18 protein-coding genes are annotated in these 17,114 nt (G+C 37.4%); all 18 read left to right on the top strand.

All coding sequences use genetic code 11. The features are described from left to right. Positions 1-143: 143 nt before the first annotated feature. Positions 144-1,544, top strand: coding sequence for a hypothetical protein (locus B9J78_03985; GenBank protein ID MBA2124078.1), 1,401 nt, complete (start codon positions 144-146; stop codon positions 1,542-1,544). A 133-nt stretch (positions 1,545-1,677) separates the two neighbouring features. Continuing rightward, entirely contained in the window at positions 1,678-2,418 is a 741-nt protein-coding gene (locus tag B9J78_03980; protein ID MBA2124077.1) for a 3-oxoacyl-[acyl-carrier-protein] reductase, read from the top strand. Positions 2,419-2,498: 80 nt separating this feature from the next. After that, positions 2,499-3,194: a hypothetical protein gene (locus tag B9J78_03975; GenBank protein ID MBA2124076.1), complete on the top strand. Its 696-nt coding sequence runs from the start codon at positions 2,499-2,501 to the stop codon at positions 3,192-3,194. Then, positions 3,191-4,465 carry a phosphoribosylamine--glycine ligase gene (locus tag B9J78_03970; GenBank protein MBA2124075.1) on the top strand — a complete coding sequence of 425 codons (1,275 nt, stop codon included), beginning with the start codon at positions 3,191-3,193 and terminating at the stop codon, positions 4,463-4,465. The genes B9J78_03975 and B9J78_03970 overlap by 4 nt, the downstream gene beginning before the upstream one ends. Continuing rightward, positions 4,458-5,378 carry a tRNA (adenosine(37)-N6)-dimethylallyltransferase MiaA gene (locus tag B9J78_03965; GenBank protein ID MBA2124074.1) on the top strand — a complete coding sequence of 307 codons (921 nt, stop codon included), beginning with the start codon at positions 4,458-4,460 and terminating at the stop codon, positions 5,376-5,378. Before B9J78_03970 ends, B9J78_03965 begins: the two co-directional genes overlap by 8 nt. 215 nt (positions 5,379-5,593) lie before the next feature. Further along, positions 5,594-6,862, top strand: a complete 1,269-nt coding sequence (locus B9J78_03960; protein MBA2124073.1) for a GTPase HflX — start codon at positions 5,594-5,596, stop codon at positions 6,860-6,862. Between the two features lie 17 nt (positions 6,863-6,879). Next, the gene (locus B9J78_03955) at positions 6,880-9,378 is read left to right on the top strand and encodes a DNA gyrase subunit A (GenBank protein MBA2124072.1); all 2,499 of its coding nucleotides are present in this window, start codon (positions 6,880-6,882) and stop codon (positions 9,376-9,378) included. Positions 9,379-9,391: 13 nt separating this feature from the next. Further along, positions 9,392-9,841, top strand: coding sequence for a hypothetical protein (locus tag B9J78_03950; GenBank protein ID MBA2124071.1), 450 nt, complete (start codon positions 9,392-9,394; stop codon positions 9,839-9,841). 455 nt (positions 9,842-10,296) lie between these two features. Next, positions 10,297-10,761, top strand: a complete 465-nt coding sequence (locus tag B9J78_03945) for a hypothetical protein (GenBank protein MBA2124070.1) — start codon at positions 10,297-10,299, stop codon at positions 10,759-10,761. Next, the gene (locus B9J78_03940; GenBank protein ID MBA2124069.1) at positions 10,740-11,360 is read left to right on the top strand and encodes an electron transport complex subunit RsxE; all 621 of its coding nucleotides are present in this window, start codon (positions 10,740-10,742) and stop codon (positions 11,358-11,360) included. Before B9J78_03945 ends, B9J78_03940 begins: the two co-directional genes overlap by 22 nt. A gap of 4 nt (positions 11,361-11,364) precedes the next feature. Then, the gene (locus B9J78_03935; GenBank protein ID MBA2124068.1) at positions 11,365-12,147 is read left to right on the top strand and encodes a tRNA pseudouridine(38-40) synthase TruA; all 783 of its coding nucleotides are present in this window, start codon (positions 11,365-11,367) and stop codon (positions 12,145-12,147) included. A gap of 23 nt (positions 12,148-12,170) precedes the next feature. Next, positions 12,171-12,932 (top strand): hypothetical protein, encoded by a 762-nt coding sequence (locus B9J78_03930; protein ID MBA2124067.1) that lies wholly within the window; start codon positions 12,171-12,173, stop codon positions 12,930-12,932. After that, entirely contained in the window at positions 12,884-15,121 is a 2,238-nt protein-coding gene (locus B9J78_03925; protein ID MBA2124066.1) for a hypothetical protein, read from the top strand. Before B9J78_03930 ends, B9J78_03925 begins: the two co-directional genes overlap by 49 nt. Continuing rightward, the gene (locus tag B9J78_03920; protein ID MBA2124065.1) at positions 15,090-15,800 is read left to right on the top strand and encodes a hypothetical protein; all 711 of its coding nucleotides are present in this window, start codon (positions 15,090-15,092) and stop codon (positions 15,798-15,800) included. The genes B9J78_03925 and B9J78_03920 overlap by 32 nt, the downstream gene beginning before the upstream one ends. Before the next feature lie 59 nt (positions 15,801-15,859). Then, the gene (locus tag B9J78_03915) at positions 15,860-16,030 is read left to right on the top strand and encodes a hypothetical protein (protein ID MBA2124064.1); all 171 of its coding nucleotides are present in this window, start codon (positions 15,860-15,862) and stop codon (positions 16,028-16,030) included. 88 nt (positions 16,031-16,118) lie between these two features. After that, a complete protein-coding gene (locus tag B9J78_03910; GenBank protein MBA2124063.1) occupies positions 16,119-16,340 on the top strand; it encodes a hypothetical protein in 222 nt (73 codons plus the stop codon). Between the two features lie 9 nt (positions 16,341-16,349). Continuing rightward, the gene (locus B9J78_03905) at positions 16,350-16,562 is read left to right on the top strand and encodes a HicB family protein (protein ID MBA2124062.1); all 213 of its coding nucleotides are present in this window, start codon (positions 16,350-16,352) and stop codon (positions 16,560-16,562) included. Further along, positions 16,507-17,109, top strand: a complete 603-nt coding sequence (locus B9J78_03900; GenBank protein ID MBA2124061.1) for a hypothetical protein — start codon at positions 16,507-16,509, stop codon at positions 17,107-17,109. Before B9J78_03905 ends, B9J78_03900 begins: the two co-directional genes overlap by 56 nt. Positions 17,110-17,114 lie beyond the last annotated feature (5 nt).

The following is a 17,114-nucleotide window of genomic DNA, read 5'->3' as shown; positions in this document are numbered from 1 at the left end:
ATATAAATCGGCTCCATACGGAGGTTTGCGGGCTGTCATCCTTGCTAAAAAAAGAACTTGGGTTAAACACAAAAACATTTTAACATATTACTAACCAATTCGCTCTAGGATGTCTAGGGTGAAGATTATACCAGGAGGTAAAAATGAAGAGGTTCATTTTACTGGTCGGCATATTTTTGGGTTTATTGCTTTTCCTTGGTAGGCAAATTGGGGCAGAGCCAGTAGATATAAGCCTTACGGTCTACAACCAAAATTTTGGCCTGGTTCGGGATGTGCGTTATTTAGACCTTGAAAAAGGGTTAAATGTGGTAAGATTTAGCCAGATACCGGTGCTCATAGAGCGGGAGAGTATCCATTTTAGATCCCTTACACATCCGGGGAGCGTCTGGATTCAAGAGCAGGATTTTGAATATGACCTGATAAGCGTCAGCCGGCTTCTACAAAAATACTTAAAACAAGAGATTCAAATTCTAGATGAAAAGAACCGCCTCTATTTAGGCCAACTTCTAAGTTACAGTGACAGGGAGATAATTTTAAGAAGAAAAGACGGCGCTATTACAGTAGTTGAACGCGGGAATATAAGCAGTATGGAGTTTCCCGCTCTTCCCGAGGACTTGGTGGACAGTCCCACGCTGGTCTGGGAGATTGTTAACGAAAAAAAAGGCCAACATAAAGCAGAGGTTTCCTATCTGACCAAGGGACTTAACTGGACAGCTGAATATAAGGCGACAATATCTCCCCAAGAAGAATTCTTAAAATTAGATGCATTGGTTACCTTAAATAATACTTCCGGAGCTGCCTATAATGATGCTGCATTAAAACTAGTGGCCGGAGAGCTCAGACGAGAAAAAGAAACACCAGGAATTATAAGAGAAATGGCGATGATGAAAATGGCAGACATGGCCGCTCTCCAGTTTGAACAACAGCAGTTATTTGAATATCATACCTATACCCTACCTCATAGGACTACATTAGAAAACAATCAGCAAAAACAGATTTTATTCTTAACCTCCGAAGACATACCCTTTGAGAAGATATATACTTTTGAGACTGCGAAAGAGCACTGGCGGTATGACCACCGGGTTGAGTCTCTGAGAACTCCTGTAGAGGTTACTCTGCAGTTTAAGAATGATGAGAAATCCCGGCTTGGTAAGCCCTTACCCGCTGGCAAGGTGAAGGTCTATCAAGAAACAGAATCGGGTTTAGAATTTATAGGAGAAGACAGCATCCTTCATACACCTGAATCAGAAGAAGTAAAACTCTATATTGGCAATGCCTTTGATATAATGGGTGAGAAAAAACATATAGAACACAAGAAGATTGCCCATAATATCTTTCAGAACACATATGAGATCAGCATAAGAAACCACAAGAAGGAAAAGGTTACTATCTCGGTTGTTGAGCGTTTAGGAAGCGATTTGGAGATTATCTCTGCTGACCATAACTATAAAAAGAAAGACGCCTTTACCGTAGAGTTTAGTATGGATATTGCTCCTGAATCCTCCTGTTCTATAACCTATACCGTCCGCAATAAGATATATTAAAAATAGGCAAATGTCTTAAGAAAAACCCGTTCTTGTTTGTGTCAAAAACCCTGGTGGTTAGCGGTTGTTGGTAAATAAATTTAAGTATGAAATGTTCTTAAATTAAATTTGAGAAAGAAGATAGGAAAATAATATGTTAAATAATAAAATTGCATTTATAACTGGTGCGGGAAGAGGGATTGGTTTTGAGATTGCAAAAACTCTTGGGAAACAGGGTGCAAGCCTTGTCCTGTGTGATATAGATGAGAAAATAATAACAGACTCTGCAAAGTCCCTTTCTGATTTAACAGGGAAAAATGTTTTGGGTTTGGTTATAGATGTTACAGATCAGGAGTCGGTTGAAGAAGGTGTAAATAAAATTATTGATAAATTTCAAAAGATAGATATTCTTGTAAATAATGCAGGTATTACACGAGATGCACTTATTTTAAGAATGAAAGACGAGGACTGGGATGCTGTTCTTAATGTGAATCTTAAAGGTGCATTTCATTGTATAAGGTCGGTGTCCCGTTATATGTTAAAACAAAGGTCTGGTAAAATTATAAATGTTGCATCCATAATAGGGCTGATGGGAAATCCTGGACAGGCTAACTATTCTGCATCAAAAGCAGGTCTTATCGGGCTTACAAAAACTGCTGCAAAAGAGTTTGCCTCACGCGGCATACAGGTAAATGCAGTTGCCCCTGGTTTTATAGAAACGGTAATGACCTCAAAACTTACGGAAGATATAAGAAATAAAATACTCTCTGTAATACCTGCTGGCAGATTCGGTAAGGCAGAGGATATTGCAGAAGTGGTGCTTTTTCTTTCAGGTTCCGGTTCAGATTATCTTACAGGTGAGATTATTCGGATAGACGGCGGAATGGCAATGTAGATAAGATAGGCCAGGAAACGGACGGGTTAGGAAGTCTTGATAAAAATTATGTTTTAAAGTAGACTAATTTTGTGGAGAATATTTTTAAGAAAAACACCAAATTTTTGAAAAACAAAGCAAAAGAATTTGGCTCTGTCCTTACAGGAATTGCGAATATAAAAGATGTTAAAAAAGAGTTTTCTATTGATAAACAAACATTAACAAATCTTGATTTTGCGATTTCCGTTGCTGTTTTAGTATCCGATAGCATTCTTTCGGGTATTAAAAATCATCCCACCCACCTTTATTATCATCATTACAAACAGTTGAATATGTTGTTAGATAGCATTGCAACAAGACTTTCTAATTGGATAAATATCCAGGGCTTTTCATCTCTTCCTGTTCCAGCCTCACAGATAATAGATTGGGAAAAACAAAAAGCGCATCTCTCTCATAAAAAAATGGCAGTTCTGGCAGGTTTGGGATGGATAGGAAGATCCAACCTTCTTGTAACGCCGGAGTTTGGTTCACAGGTTCGGCTTGTAACTGTTCTTACCAATATGCCACTTTCAGTTGATACATCATTAAAAAAGTATATGTATGGGTGCAGGATGTGTTTTTCTTGTATTGAGTCTTGCCCTGCACATGCTATAAAAAAAGATGTGAAAGATTTTGATTTTAAAGCCTGTTTTGAAAAACTTCAAGAGTTTAGAAGATTAAAATATACAAACCAGTTTATATGCGGTGTATGTGTAAAATCTTGTAAAAGGACAAGACAAGATGTAAGGAGAATATGAAAGCAGTTGTGATCGGTTCTGGTGGAAGAGAGCATGCAATTGTATGGAAGATAAGCCAGAGTCCAAGGATAAAAAAGATATGGTGTCTGCCGGGCAATGCCGGAATTTCATCAATTGCAGAGTGTGTGAATATAAAAGCAGATAATATAGGGGAGATTTTTGAATTTGTAAAGAAGACAAATCCAGATATTGTTGTCGTTGGCCCTGAAAAGCCTCTGTGTTTAGGGCTTTCAGACAGGATTTCTTCTATCGGTATAAATGTATTTGGCCCTTCAAAAGATGCATCCCAGCTTGAGGGAAGCAAGGTTTTTTCAAAACTTCTTATGAAAAAATATAATATACCAACCGCAAATGCAGAGATTTTTAAAGACTATCAAAAGGCATTACATTATGTAGAAAGTGTTCAATTTCCCATTGTTATAAAAGCAGATGGCCTTGCAGCAGGAAAAGGTGTTTTAATTGCAAAAACAAAACAGGAGGCAAAACAATCAATTAAAATGATTTTAGTGGACAGGGTATTTGGCTTTTCAGGTGAAAAGATAATAGTGGAAGAGTGTCTTACGGGGCAGGAGGCATCAATACTTGCTCTTACAGATGGAAAAACAGTGATTTCTCTTGCTCCATCCCAGGACCATAAAAGAATAGGCGAGAATGATACAGGACCAAACACAGGTGGTATGGGTGCATATTCACCAACACCTGTTGTGACAGACTCTATAATTAAAGAGATGGAGGAAAAGATATTAAAAAAAACTGTTTATGCAATGGAAAAAGAAGGACACCTATACAGAGGGGTTTTGTATGCAGGGATTATGATTACATCAGAAGGACCAAAGGTTCTTGAGTTTAATGTAAGGTTCGGAGACCCTGAGGCGCAGTCAATACTTCCGAGGCTTGATTCTGATATTGTTGATGCAATGCTATCTGTTTGTGAAGGAAAGATTTTGCAAACAACATTAAAATGGAAAGAACAGTCTTGTGTATGTGTTGTAGTCTCATCAAGAGGATACCCTGGAGATTATGAAAAGGGCAAAATAATTTACGGACTTGACAAGGTTTCAAAGATGAGAAATGTCCATCTCTTTCACTCAGGAACAAAATTTAATAACGGGAATATAATAACAGATAGCGGAAGAGTTATAAGCATAACCGCAATGGGGAAAAATATAAAAAGTGCTATAAAAAATGTGTATAATGCAGTTTCTATGATAAGTTTTGAAAATATGTATTACAGGAAAGATATTGCCAGGGTAGCATTGTTATATGAATAGGGCAATATTTATTGTTGGTCCTACCGGTACTGGCAAGTCAGATGTTGCAGTTGAACTTTCCAAAACTATTCCCTCAGAAATCATCTCTTGTGATTCTATGCAGGTATATAAAGGAATGGATATAGGAACAGGCAAGGCATCAAAAGAGATACTGTCAACAGCACCACACCATCTTATTGATATTATTAAACCTTCAGAGGATTTTAATGTTGCAAAATATATTTATTATGTCCAAATTGCGCTTGAAAAAATAAAGAACCATAATAAGATACCGATATTTGTTGGTGGAAGCGGACTTTATATAAATTCAATAGTGTACGGCCTTTGCGGTGCACCTGCGCAGGTTCCTGAAATAAGGGCTCGGATTTTAAAAGAGCAAGACCGGAAGGGAATAGAGTATCTGTTTAAAAAGTTAAAAAGTGTTGACCCTGTTGCTGCATCAAAGATTGAGGGCTTTAACCTGAGAAGGATTGTAAGGGCATTAGAGGTATTTGAGGCTACCGGTATTGCAATATCAAGATACAGAGAAAAAACAGAAAGCATAATTTCCAATTATGCTGTAAAAATGTTTGGGCTTACAATGGAAAGGCAAAAATTGTATAACAGGATAAACAAAAGGGTTGTGAATATGTTTGACATGGGGCTTGTGAGAGAGGTAAAAAATCTTTCTCAAAATAAAATGAGTTGGACATCAAGCAAGGCTCTCGGTTATAAAGAGGTGATAGACTGTTTAAAGAAAAACATTTCTCTGGAAGATACAATTTCTCTTGTTCAAAGAAACACAAGAAGATATGCAAAAAGGCAGATGACATGGTTTAAAAAAAATAAAAATATAAAATGGATAGATGTAGAAGATAAAGCGTCTGAGGATATAGCAAACCAGATTTTTAGCTTTACAGCAGGAGACAGATGACAGGTGACAGGGAAAAGCCGTTGTTCGTATATCGTCGTAAGTATCTTTTATGGAATGCAATATACGGAATACAGGGGACAGGAGGTAGTGGAAAAAATGGTGACTGGTGATAGGCAATAGGCGACAGGTGACTGGTGCCCTGGTATCTCGGTGAACGGTGAACGGTGAACGGTGAACGGAACGCAGGCGACAGATGTCAAGGATAAAACTATTATATGAAAATTTATCGGACAAACGAAAAGGCTTTTCTTGTCATTGTGGAAAACACACAGGACAAGGAAAGATGGTATATTACAGATATTGTTGAAGAAACCAGACAACTTGTATTATCAAGCGGAGTTTCTATTGTAGGTGAGATAATATGCAGGCAGTCAACAATAAATCCAAAGTTTTATATTGGGACAGGCAAGATTGAAGAGATTATCCATTCTTCATATATAAGGGGTGCAGATGTTTTAATATTTAGTGAGGACCTTTCTGGGACACAGCAAAGAAATCTTGAATTGGCTTTTGGGTCTAAGGTAATAGACAGAACACAACTTATACTTGATATATTTGCACAAAGGGCCCATACAAATGAGGGTAAGATTCAGGTTGAACTTGCCCAGGTGCAGTATCTTCTCCCGAGACTTTCAGGCAAAGGTATAATGCTTTCAAGGCTTGGAGGAGGTATAGGAACGCGTGGTCCGGGTGAAACAAAACTTGAAACAGATAGAAGGAAGATAAGACAGAAAATAGGCCGCCTTAAAAGCAGTTTAGAAGATATTAAAAAGCACAGACTTCTTTCAAGGAAACACAGGAAAAAACATAATCTTCCAAGTATTGCGCTTGTCGGTTATACAAATGCAGGAAAATCTGTACTTCATAACACACTTACACATTCTGGCGCATATGTGGATGACAGAATGTTTAGCACTCTGGATCCTCTGGCAAGGGAGTTAAAACTTCCCAACGGTTGCAAGGTTGTTATACTTGACACGGTTGGTTTTCTTCACCGTCTTCCACATCATCTTATAGATGCATTTAAAGCCACGCTTGAAGAAACAGAAGAATCAGACCTTATACTACATATAGTTGATGTTAGCCATCCCCGTGCTTTCAGGTATATAGAGGCAGTAACAGATGTTTTAAAGGAATTGAATGTATCTGAAAAGCCACAGCTTCTTTGTTTGAACAAGGTAGATCTTCTTGATACACCCGCAAGAATAAAAAGGCTAAAAGATTTGTATCCGCAGTCGGTTGTTATATCTGCGCTTCATGGGAATGGTATTGGAATTATGTTAGAAAAAATTGAACAGATGTTGTCAAAATATTTTCAGAGAATTAAAATTACAATACCGAGAGAAAGACAGGACTTATTAAGTTTAGCATATTCAGAAGGGAATGTTTATTCAAGACAGGATTTACAAGAGGGGGTATATCTTGATATAATAGTTTCATCGGCAATAGCGGATAAGTTTTTACTAATGAATAATATAAAATAGGAAGGAAAAATTAAAATATGTCAAACAATGAAGCATTATATGCAAGAAATGAAAAGATATTGCAGGTTCCGGTAGAGGAAGAGATGAAGTCTGCTTATCTGAGGTATGCAATGAGTGTTATTATCGGCAGAGCGCTTCCGGATGTAAGAGATGGTCTTAAGCCTGTCCAGAGAAGGCTTCTTTATTGTATGAAGAATGACCTTAATTTAGAACACAATAAGCCCTATAAAAAGTCTGCCCGTATAGTGGGTGATACAATGGGTAGATATCATCCGCATGGCGATGCAGCGCTTTATGAAACACTTGTAAGAATGGCACAGGATTTTTCAATGAGGTATCCTCTTGTGGATGGGCAGGGGAACTTTGGTTCAATAGATGGGGACCCACCGGCTGCAATGAGATACACAGAGGCTCGTCTTGCTTCAATATCGGACACAGTGCTTCAGGATTTAGACAAAGATACCGTTGCATTTGGTCCAAACTTTGATGAATCATTAAAAGAACCACTTGTTCTTCCTTCCATACTTCCAAATCTTTTAGTAAACGGCTCATCTGGTATTGCCGTTGGTATGGCAACAAACATTCCTCCTCATAATCTTTCAGAAGTTGTAGATGCAATTACATCTCTTATAGATAATCCTGATTGTGAAATTAAGGATTTAATGAGATTTATAAAAGGGCCTGATTTCCCCACAGGTGGAATAATACTTGGGGCAGAAGGTATAAAACAGGCATTTACAACAGGAAGAGGTTCCATAAAACTATCGGCAAGGGCAAATATTGAACAGCAAAAATCAGGCAGGGAATCTATTGTAATTACCGAGATTCCATACCAGGTAAATAAAACAAACCTTATACAGGCAATAGCAGACCTTGTCCAGAATAAAAAGATAGAGGGCATAAGTGATGTCCGTGATGAGACAGACAGAGAAGGTGTCCGTATAGTTGTTGAGTTAAAAAGGGATCAAAACTCAAGGGTTATATTAAACCAGTTGTACAAACATACACAGATGCAGACCACTTTTGGTGTTATAATGCTTGAACTTGTTGACGGGAAGCCCCGTGTTTTAAATATCAAAGAAATACTTCAGGAATATGTAAAATACAGAAAAGAGATTGTTACAAAAAGAACACAGTTTGAACTTGATAAAGCACAAAACAGGGCACACATATTAGAAGGATTTAAGATTGCTGTTGATAACCTTGATGCAATTATAAGTATTATTAAAAAAAGTGAGAACCCTGAAATTGCAAAACAGGCTTTAATTAAAAAATTCTCTTTTTCTGACAAACAGACTCAGGCAATACTTGAGATGCAACTTCAAAGACTTACCTCTCTTGAAAGGAAAAAAACAGACGATGAATATCTTGAAATTATAAAACAGATAGAAATCTATAAAGGCATACTTGCCAGTGTAAAAAAAATTCTTCAGATTATAAAACAGGAGGTAATGACATTAAAAGAAAAATATGGTGATGAAAGAAGAACACAGATTGTTCTTAAAGCAGAGGAACTTGAAACAGAGGATTTAATTGCAGAAGAAGATATGGTTGTTACAATATCCCATATCGGTTATATAAAAAGGCTTCCTGTAAGTACATACAGGAAACAGAAAAGGGGTGGGAAAGGTGTTTCTGCAGGTGAATTAAAAGAAGAGGATTTTATAGAGCATCTTTTTATTGCAAGCACGCATGACTATATGTTGTTTTTTACAGATAAAGGAAAGGTGTACTGGCTTAAAGTATTTGAATTGCCGCAAGCCTCAAGACAGGCAAAGGGAAGAGCAATAGTCAACTGTCTTGAAATTGAGCAGTCAGAAAAGATAAGCTCGCTTCTTGTTGTAAGGAAGTTTGAAGAAAATAAGTATCTTGTTATGGCAACACAAAAAGGAATTATAAAAAAGACCACACTTTCTGTATATTCACATCCCAAAAAAGCAGGGATTGTTGCTATAAATATTCGTGAAGGGGATAAACTTGTTGCCTGTCAGATTACAGATGGGAAAAGTGATATATTTTTTGCGACAAAACAGGGAAAGGCAATAAGATTTAGTGAAGAGTGCATCCGTGCTGTGGGAAGAACAGCTACTGGTGTCAGAGGAATAAGGCTGTCCAACGAAGACAGTGTGATAGCAATGGAGGTTGTAGGCACAGGGGCCCTTATTTTTACGATAACTGAAAATGGGCTTGGCAAGTGCACTTCAATAGATGCCTACAGGAAACAGAGAAGAGGTGGCAAAGGCATAATAAATATAAAATGCACACAGAAAAACGGAAGTGTTATAGGGGTTAAGGCTGTCCAAGAAGATGATGAACTTATGATAATTACGCAGGAGGGTATGATGGTAAGAACCCCAGCAAAGGATATAAGAACAATTGGTAGATCTACTCAGGGTATAAAAATAATAAAACTTAATGAAAGTGACAGTGTAGCAAACCTATCAATACTTGCGGCAAAGGATAATGAGAATTCAGCTCTTCAGCAGAACGGAGAGCAGGGTGGCCCAGCCCTTTAAGTAAGGGAGCGGGGTGAAGTTGAGGAAGGAACAGAACAGTGGAATAGAGCTTATAGAACATACAGCAGATATCGGGCTTATCTTAAACGGAAAAGACTTAAAAAGCCTTTTTAAGAATGCCGCCCTGGGGCTTTTTCAGATACTTGCTGATATAAAAAAAATAAAGCCTTTACTGGAAATAAAAATATTGGTAGAAGAAGATAATTTAGAGTTTTTGCTTGTCCGGTTTCTTCAGGAGATCGTATATATATCTGAAACACAAGAGATGGCTTTTAAAGATATAACTATTGAAGATATAAAAAAGACGGCTAGTAGGTGGTCTATTTCTTCTGCACTAAAAGCAGAACCATTTGAAACATCAAGACGGAGGTTAAAAACTTCTGTAAAGGCAGTTACATATCATAACCTGTATATTAAAAAAACAGGCGCAGGTTATCAGGCAAGGGTAATATTTGATGTGTAGGAATAGAAAAATCACAATGCAAAGTAAGCAGCTGGTGCCAGAACACCAGAGCACCAGAGCACCAGAACACCAGAGCACCAGTTTTAGCGCTCAAAGGAAAACTCTATGTTGTTTCAACGTCTATCGGCAATCTTTCTGATATTACATTCAGGGCAGTTGAAGTTCTTAAAAGTGTTTTTCTTATTGCCGCTGAAGATACACGGCGGACATCCATTTTATTGCGGCACTACAATATAGGGACACCGATAGTAAGTTTTCACTTGAAGATTTGGCTGATCTTGTTCCTTTAAGAAATATAGTTCTTGTAAAAGAAATAACAAAGATGTTTGAAGAATATATAAGAGGAAAGATTGAAGATGTCTTACAGATATGTAAAAACAGAGACTTAAAAGGAGAATATGTCCTTATCATTGCGCCCAAAGAATCGTAATCTATTATTATCTTTCGTAATTTGTTTGTTTTACTTTTCCGCCGTCTTTTCTCAACAAATACAGATTAAGGACCTTCTTAATACACCCTGGGTTTATGATGGTCAAGAGGTCATTGTCAGGGGTGAGGTTATAGGCAATGTAATGAAAAGAAAAGATGGTGTGTGGTTTAATGTTCTGGATGAAACAGGTGCTATGGGTATATGGACAGAATCTCTTGATGTTTATTTACAGGGTGGTTCATACAACAGGACAGGAACTATTGTTCTTGTGAAGGGTTTCTTTAACAGGGCATGTCCAAAACATGGCGGTCAGATAGATATACATAGCAATGAAATAGATATAATTTCAGATTCTACAGAAAGGCAACATCCGCTAGATAAAGGAAAACTTAAGATTCTTACCCTGCTTGGCATCCTGTTTTTAGTTGCAATTGTTTTTAATTTTATATTGATTGCAAGGAGAAAACGATGGCTGAAAAACTCTGCGTAAAAAGCTGCCTCTGGAACGGTTTGTGCATTGAAAATCCTGTTTTTAGGCTTATGCTCGGACTGTGTCCTGCGCTTGCTGTAACAACATCTGTTTTAAGCGGTTTCAGTATGGGTCTTGCGGCAATATTTGTTCTTATATGTTCCAGCGTGATTATATCACTCTTAAAAGGCATTATACCCGAACAGATAAGGATCCCCTGTTATATTGTTGTGATTGCAACATTTGTCACGATTACAAAGATGATTCTTATGGCATACTTCTTCGAAATCTATAATAAATTAGGTCTTTTTATAGATATTATGGTTGTCAACTGTATAATCCTTGGAAGAGTAGAGGCATTTGCATCAAAGAATACTGTTTTTTATTCTTTCTGGGATGCAGTGGGCATGGGAACAGGATTTCTTTTTGCCACAACACTGATAGGAGGTATCCGTGAAGTATTGGGAAGCGGGACACTGTTAAGCGGCACATCATTTGTTTTTTCTATACCATTTTTAGAAACAAGTCCTGTAATTGCTATGATACTTCCACCAGGTGCATTTCTTATAGTAGGTTTTATTCTCGGGCTTTTAAATTTAATGCAAACCAGGAGATTATGAGCCTGTGTCCAGAAGATTTCTTGTCCAAATAGAATATGACGGAACTTCATACTGCGGTTGGCAGGCGCAGGACATCAAAAAATCAAAAAAGCCCAGCATTCAACAGGTTGTTGAAGGTGCTATATTTAAGTTATTCAATACGAGGGTTAAGGTTTATTCATCAGGTAGAACAGATTCAGGTGTTCATTCTCTGGCACAGTATGCGCATTTTGATGTTGATACACATTTTTCAGACTTTAAGATTTTAAAAGCAATCAATTCATACCTGCCGGAAGATGTTGCTATTGTTCAGTGTAGACAGGTTGGGCGTGATTTTAATTCAAGGTTCTTACCCTCAATAAGGACATATACATACACAATTGTCAACAGAAGTGTAAGACCCGTTATACAAAGAATGTACTGCTGTTTTATTCCATATCACCTGAATGTAAGAAGAATGCAAAAAGAGATAAAGTTTATTATAGGGAAACACGACTTTAAGTGTTTTCAGGCAAAAGATAAAAAGGAAAGGTTAGGTATAAGAACAATAACTGCTGCAAGTGTCAGGAAAAGGGGGGATAAAATTTATATACAAATCAGTGCCAATGGATTTTTATATAATATGGTAAGAAACATCGTTGGCACACTTATTGATATAGGAAGGGGAAAATTACCGCAAGGCAGTATGAAAAAGATACTTGATTCTAAGGATAGGTTTTTTGCAGGGCCCACTGCTCCTGCAAAGGGACTTTGTCTTACCAGCATAGACTTTTGTAAGGTTACAGAAGGCATTGTTTCAGGAAAATAATACAGATAGTGAAGGAGTAGGTATTGAGAATAATAGATGCAGTTTTTTTAGGAGTTATACAGGGACTTACTGAGTTTTTACCTATTTCAAGCTCCGGTCATCTAGTAGTTGTCCAGCAAATGTTTAATCTAAGGCAGGCAGGGTTTGCGCTTAATGTTCTTTTACATTTAGGAACTATTTTTTCAATACTGATATTTTTTTATAAAGACATTATTGCATTATTTAATAAAAACAGAAAGACAATTTATATGATATTTATATCTATGCTCCCCACAGGCGTATTGGGTTTATTCTTGCATGGATATCTTGAAAATTTATTTGAAAACATCAGGTTTGTTGGATGGATGTGGCTAATAAACGGAATGGTTCTTATATCAGCAAGTTTATATCTTAAGTTTAAAAAAAGTAGGACTTTTAAAAATAGTGTTGGTTTTAAGGAAGCGGTATGGATAGGATTTTCACAGGGAGTTGCAGTTTTACCCGGCATATCAAGGAGTGGTTCTACTATATCCTGTGCTATATTTTCAGGTATAGAAAAACAACAGGCTATAAGATTCTCAATGTTATTAAGTATTCCTGCTGTTGTAGCAGCAAATATTGTTAAAATAAATGATATACAACAGATAACAGATCAAGCCGGATTATTACCAGTCTTTTTGGGATTTATAACATCTTTTTTATCAGGTATTTTAGCACTCTGGATATTATGGAAGGCTGTTCAGAAACAAAAGTTTGAATGGTTTGGAATATATTGTATTATTGCTGGGACCTACATTTTAATATGAAACAAGAACATATAAGTGAAATTAAGGGTGTTGTTATTATTGCCGTTTCTATTCTTATTATGGCAAGTTTAATATCTTGGACACCACAGGACATACCATTTTATTCTTCACAGCCAAATATGCCTGCAAAGAACTTTGTCGGTATATTCGGCGCATATCTTTCGGGTGTCCTATTTTTCTTGTTCGGCATCTCGTCGTTTCTCATCCCTTTATTTTTATTTTATGTGGGACTTAATTATTTTGTCAGGAAAAACATCCAGAGGCCTTGTGATAAAATTATAGGGATTTTGCTTCTCATATTTTCAGTCTGCGGGATTTTAGGTATATGGTTAGGTTCAAATAAGTTTAATTTAACCGGTTTTTTAGGTCTACTGATATCTAATGCTCTTATCTCTTTTACAGGAACATTGGGGGGCTTGCTCATTTTGTCTGTTGTAGGAATTTTGTCTGTGGTTCTAATAACTGAGGTGTTGATTGCATCTGTGTTTGTCCGAATAAAAGATTGGTGGAACCTAAGGATTTTAACGCAGGATAAAAAACCTATCTTTGAAAAGAATCTAAAAATGACGGGAATAAAAACAAAATTTGTCCGGCCCGTCAGAACTTCTGTGAAAATAGACAGTGGTTTTCACTTTAAAAAACGCCCCTTACAACCCGTAGCATCAAGGCCAGAAGATGTAAGAGAAGAAAAACAGGATAAAAAGCCTGATTATATCTTTCCGCCCATAGATCTGTTTGATATCCCTCCTCCTATAGAGCAAAGAAAAATAGAAGAAGATTTAAAGAAAAATGCACAGATTCTTGAAGATACACTGAAAGACTTTGCAGTAGAAGTAAAGGTTGTCCAGGTTGACAGAGGTCCTGTTATCACGCTTTATCAAATCCAGCCTGCATCAGGCGTAAAGGTAAGCAGGATTGTTCAGCTTTGTGATGATATTGCTCTTAATATGAAGGCTGAGAGTGTAAGGATTGTTGCCCCGATTCCTGGTAAATCAACAGTAGGCATTGAATTACCTAACACACAGTCTACTTTAGTATATTTAAGAGACATACTTGAAAGTTCAGAGTTCAAAAGCACAGGCGCCAAACTTCCGCTTGCACTGGGTAAAGATATTGCAGGAAAGTCTGTTGTATCGGACCTTATAGATATGCCTCATCTTCTTATTGCAGGAACAACCGGTTCTGGAAAAACTGTGTGCATAAACTCACTTATATCCTCTTTTATATTCAGGATTCACCCCAGAGATTTAAAATTTCTTCTTATTGACCCGAAGATGGTTGAGATGAGTATGTTTAACAACCTTCCTCATCTTTTATGTCCTGTTCTTATAGATGCAAAAAAAACATCAATTGCACTTATGTGGTTGGTTCAGGAAATGGAAAGAAGATTTAAAATATTTTCCAATGTTGGTGCAAGGGACATAGAAATGTATAACAGTAAAATATCAGGAAAACAATTACAATCAAAAAATGGTTTAGAATACAAACGGATTCCGTTTATAGTGGTTGTTATAGACGAACTGGCAGATCTTATGATGACTGTCAAAGATGAGGTTGAGGCCGCTATACAACGTTTGACGCAGTTATCAAGGGCAGTGGGAATACATCTTATAGTTGCAACACAAAGACCGAGTGTTGATGTTATAACGGGTGTTATTAAGGCAAACTGTCCTGCAAGAATATCATTTCAGGTCTCATCCAAAGTTGATTCAAGAACTGTTCTTGATATGAATGGCGCAGAGAAATTGCTTGGCAAAGGAGACCTGTTATTTTTAAGACCCGGAACCTCAAAACCCATAAGAGCACAGGGCTCACTTGTAAATGACGAGGAGGTCCAAAGACTTGTAGGTTTTGTAAAATCACAAACACAACCTTCCTACGAACAGACATTATTAAATTCAATAAGGTCTGACAAACATCTCTTTGCGGGTTCTGTTGCCGATGATGAGTTGTATGATGATGGATTACAGATTGTATTATCTACAGGAACAGCTTCTGTTTCTGTTTTACAGAGAAAGATGAGACTGAGTTACCAAAGGGCTGCTCGTCTTATAGACCTTATGGAAGAAAGGGGGATTGTTGGTCCTTACAGGGGTTCAAAACCCAGAGAAATACTTGTTGATATTCCCGCCGGACAGGTAGAAAAAAAAGGTAAAGATGAAAACATTGTGTCAGAAAATAAGGGATAAAAGAGTACTCTTAAATGTTTCACAAGAGGAAGTTTCTCATAAGACGAAGATACCTGTAAAAATTATTGCTGCGATAGAAGATGGAACAGTGGAAAATATTTTAGAGTGGGTTTATATAAAAAGTTATATAAAAAAACTTGCAGATTTTTTAAAAATTCCATCAGAAGTCATCTTTGACGAATTCAAAAAAACCTCACATCTTTTAAAACAGGAGATAGTTATAAAACAGGACTCTTTAAAAATAAAAATAGAATCAGGTAAAAAAAGAATTAAATTTAAACCGATATTCTTAGGAATTATAAGCGTAATAATTTTAGGATTTATTTTATGGGGTTCAGTAGTTTTTATTCCCAGGATAAACTTCAAAAGACAGGCAAAAACAAAAATTAAACAAGAAGTGCAGGTGCCAAAGGCGGTTATTCCGCAGGTTCAATTTTTTAAGGTCAGGCTGCGGGCAAAAAAGGATGTATGGATGCAGGTAACAGTGGACGGTAGGGTGCTGTTTTCTGCTATACTATCAGAAGGCAGAAGTATAGGGTGGGATGTTAAAGAAAAAGTCCTTTTATGGGTGGGAAACGTTGATGCTGTATCTCTTCAGATAGACGGTAAAGATTATGATATCCCAGGCAGAGGTGTTGTAAAAGATATAGTCATTACAAGAGAAGGTGCGAAAAGGTAATGGGGGGTTATGCTCACGGGTTCATAAAAACAGATGACTGGTGACAGGTTAACTGGTGACTGGTGCTCCGGTGCACTGGTGTTCTGGTAAGGGGGGGTAGAGCTCACGAAGAGTTAGGACTGGGCACAGTAATCGTCGGTGCCTTTTCCGATTCGGCAGTCAAGAAAGTTTTAGGTCTGCCCAAGAATTTAGAGCCGTTGGCAGTAATGCCCGTAGGGTATAAGAAATAAAAGTCAGTCTTGAGGATTTGATACACCATTTTTATAAATGTCTTGACACATTAGGTATGTATGATGTAACTTAATAGAAGGGAATAAGATGGGTAGAGAACTAAGAGGAATTAAGGGAAAGGAAGCGATTGAGGCTTTTGTTCGGGCAGGTGGGGAAAAGAGGCCGGGGAAGGGGGATCATGTAAATATAAAAATGCCTAATGGGCTAATTATTACTATTCCCGGGAAAAAGGAGTTAAAAATTGGGTTATTAAAGGCCGCTATTCGAAAAGCAGGCTTAACAGAAGAACGATTTTCTAATCTTTTATGAGGAGGGGGTATGGAATATACAGTAATATTGCATCGGGCTGAAGAAGGAGGTTTTTGGGTGGAGGTTCCTGCTTTACCGGGTTGTTTTTCTCAAGGTGAGACAGTGGAGGAAACTTTAACCAATACAAAAGAAGCGATAGAATCTCATCTTCTGGCCTTGAGAGCAGATGGGCAGAGCTTGCCTAAAGACGAAATTTTGGTTTTTAGTAAGATTGAGGTATAAATTGGAGGTTGAAATTCTCTTGGCTCGGGCAAATCGTTTGATTAATCACGGACCGGTAGTTCTGGTTACCTCTCAATATAAAGATAAGACAAATATCGTCACCTTGGCCTGGGTTACTCCGGTATCACACAATCCGCCTCTGGTAGCCATCTGTATCCACAAGAATCACTTCTCCCATGAGTTGATTAAAGAATCCAAAGAGTTTGTAATAAATGTGCCAGGAGAGGATTTAATAGAAAAAGTACACGCTTGTGGAACTGTCTCGGGAAGAGAAGTGGATAAGTTTCAAAAATTTGGGCTCACTCCCATAAAGGCCAAGAAGGTTAGCCCTCCCTTAATTGCTGAGTGTTTTGCTCATCTGGAATGCAAGGTAGAAAAAATCTATCCTGGAGGAGACCATTCGATATTTTTGGGTGAGGTAGTTTATGTCCAGGTAGAGGAAGGATTATTTAGTGAGTTTTTGGACGTTGAGAAGGTTAAGACCTTACATCACTTAGGAGCGAATCTATATACCACGCCTGCAAGGATTATAAAGGTTGCGGATTAAAAATC

Source organism: bacterium Unc6, from assembly GCA_013626165.1.
In the GTDB taxonomy this organism is placed as follows: domain Bacteria; phylum Omnitrophota; class Gorgyraeia; order Velesiimonadales; family Velesiimonadaceae; genus Velesiimonas; species Velesiimonas alkalicola.
This window is presented reverse-complemented; position numbering and strand designations above follow the sequence as displayed.

Coding starts and splice junctions, on each gene's coding strand:
- B9J78_03905 (MBA2124062.1), top strand. CDS start 16,350: ATGGAATATACAGTAATATTGCATCGGGCTGAAGAAGGAGGTTTTTGG.
- B9J78_03970 (MBA2124075.1), top strand. CDS start 3,191: ATGAAAGCAGTTGTGATCGGTTCTGGTGGAAGAGAGCATGCAATTGTA.
- B9J78_03900 (MBA2124061.1), top strand. CDS start 16,507: ATGGGCAGAGCTTGCCTAAAGACGAAATTTTGGTTTTTAGTAAGATTG.
- B9J78_03920 (MBA2124065.1), top strand. CDS start 15,090: ATGAAAACATTGTGTCAGAAAATAAGGGATAAAAGAGTACTCTTAAAT.
- B9J78_03965 (MBA2124074.1), top strand. CDS start 4,458: ATGAATAGGGCAATATTTATTGTTGGTCCTACCGGTACTGGCAAGTCA.
- B9J78_03925 (MBA2124066.1), top strand. CDS start 12,884: ATGGTTTGGAATATATTGTATTATTGCTGGGACCTACATTTTAATATG.
- B9J78_03910 (MBA2124063.1), top strand. CDS start 16,119: ATGGGTAGAGAACTAAGAGGAATTAAGGGAAAGGAAGCGATTGAGGCT.
- B9J78_03940 (MBA2124069.1), top strand. CDS start 10,740: ATGGCTGAAAAACTCTGCGTAAAAAGCTGCCTCTGGAACGGTTTGTGC.
- B9J78_03960 (MBA2124073.1), top strand. CDS start 5,594: ATGAAAATTTATCGGACAAACGAAAAGGCTTTTCTTGTCATTGTGGAA.
- B9J78_03980 (MBA2124077.1), top strand. CDS start 1,678: ATGTTAAATAATAAAATTGCATTTATAACTGGTGCGGGAAGAGGGATT.
- B9J78_03985 (MBA2124078.1), top strand. CDS start 144: ATGAAGAGGTTCATTTTACTGGTCGGCATATTTTTGGGTTTATTGCTT.
- B9J78_03955 (MBA2124072.1), top strand. CDS start 6,880: ATGTCAAACAATGAAGCATTATATGCAAGAAATGAAAAGATATTGCAG.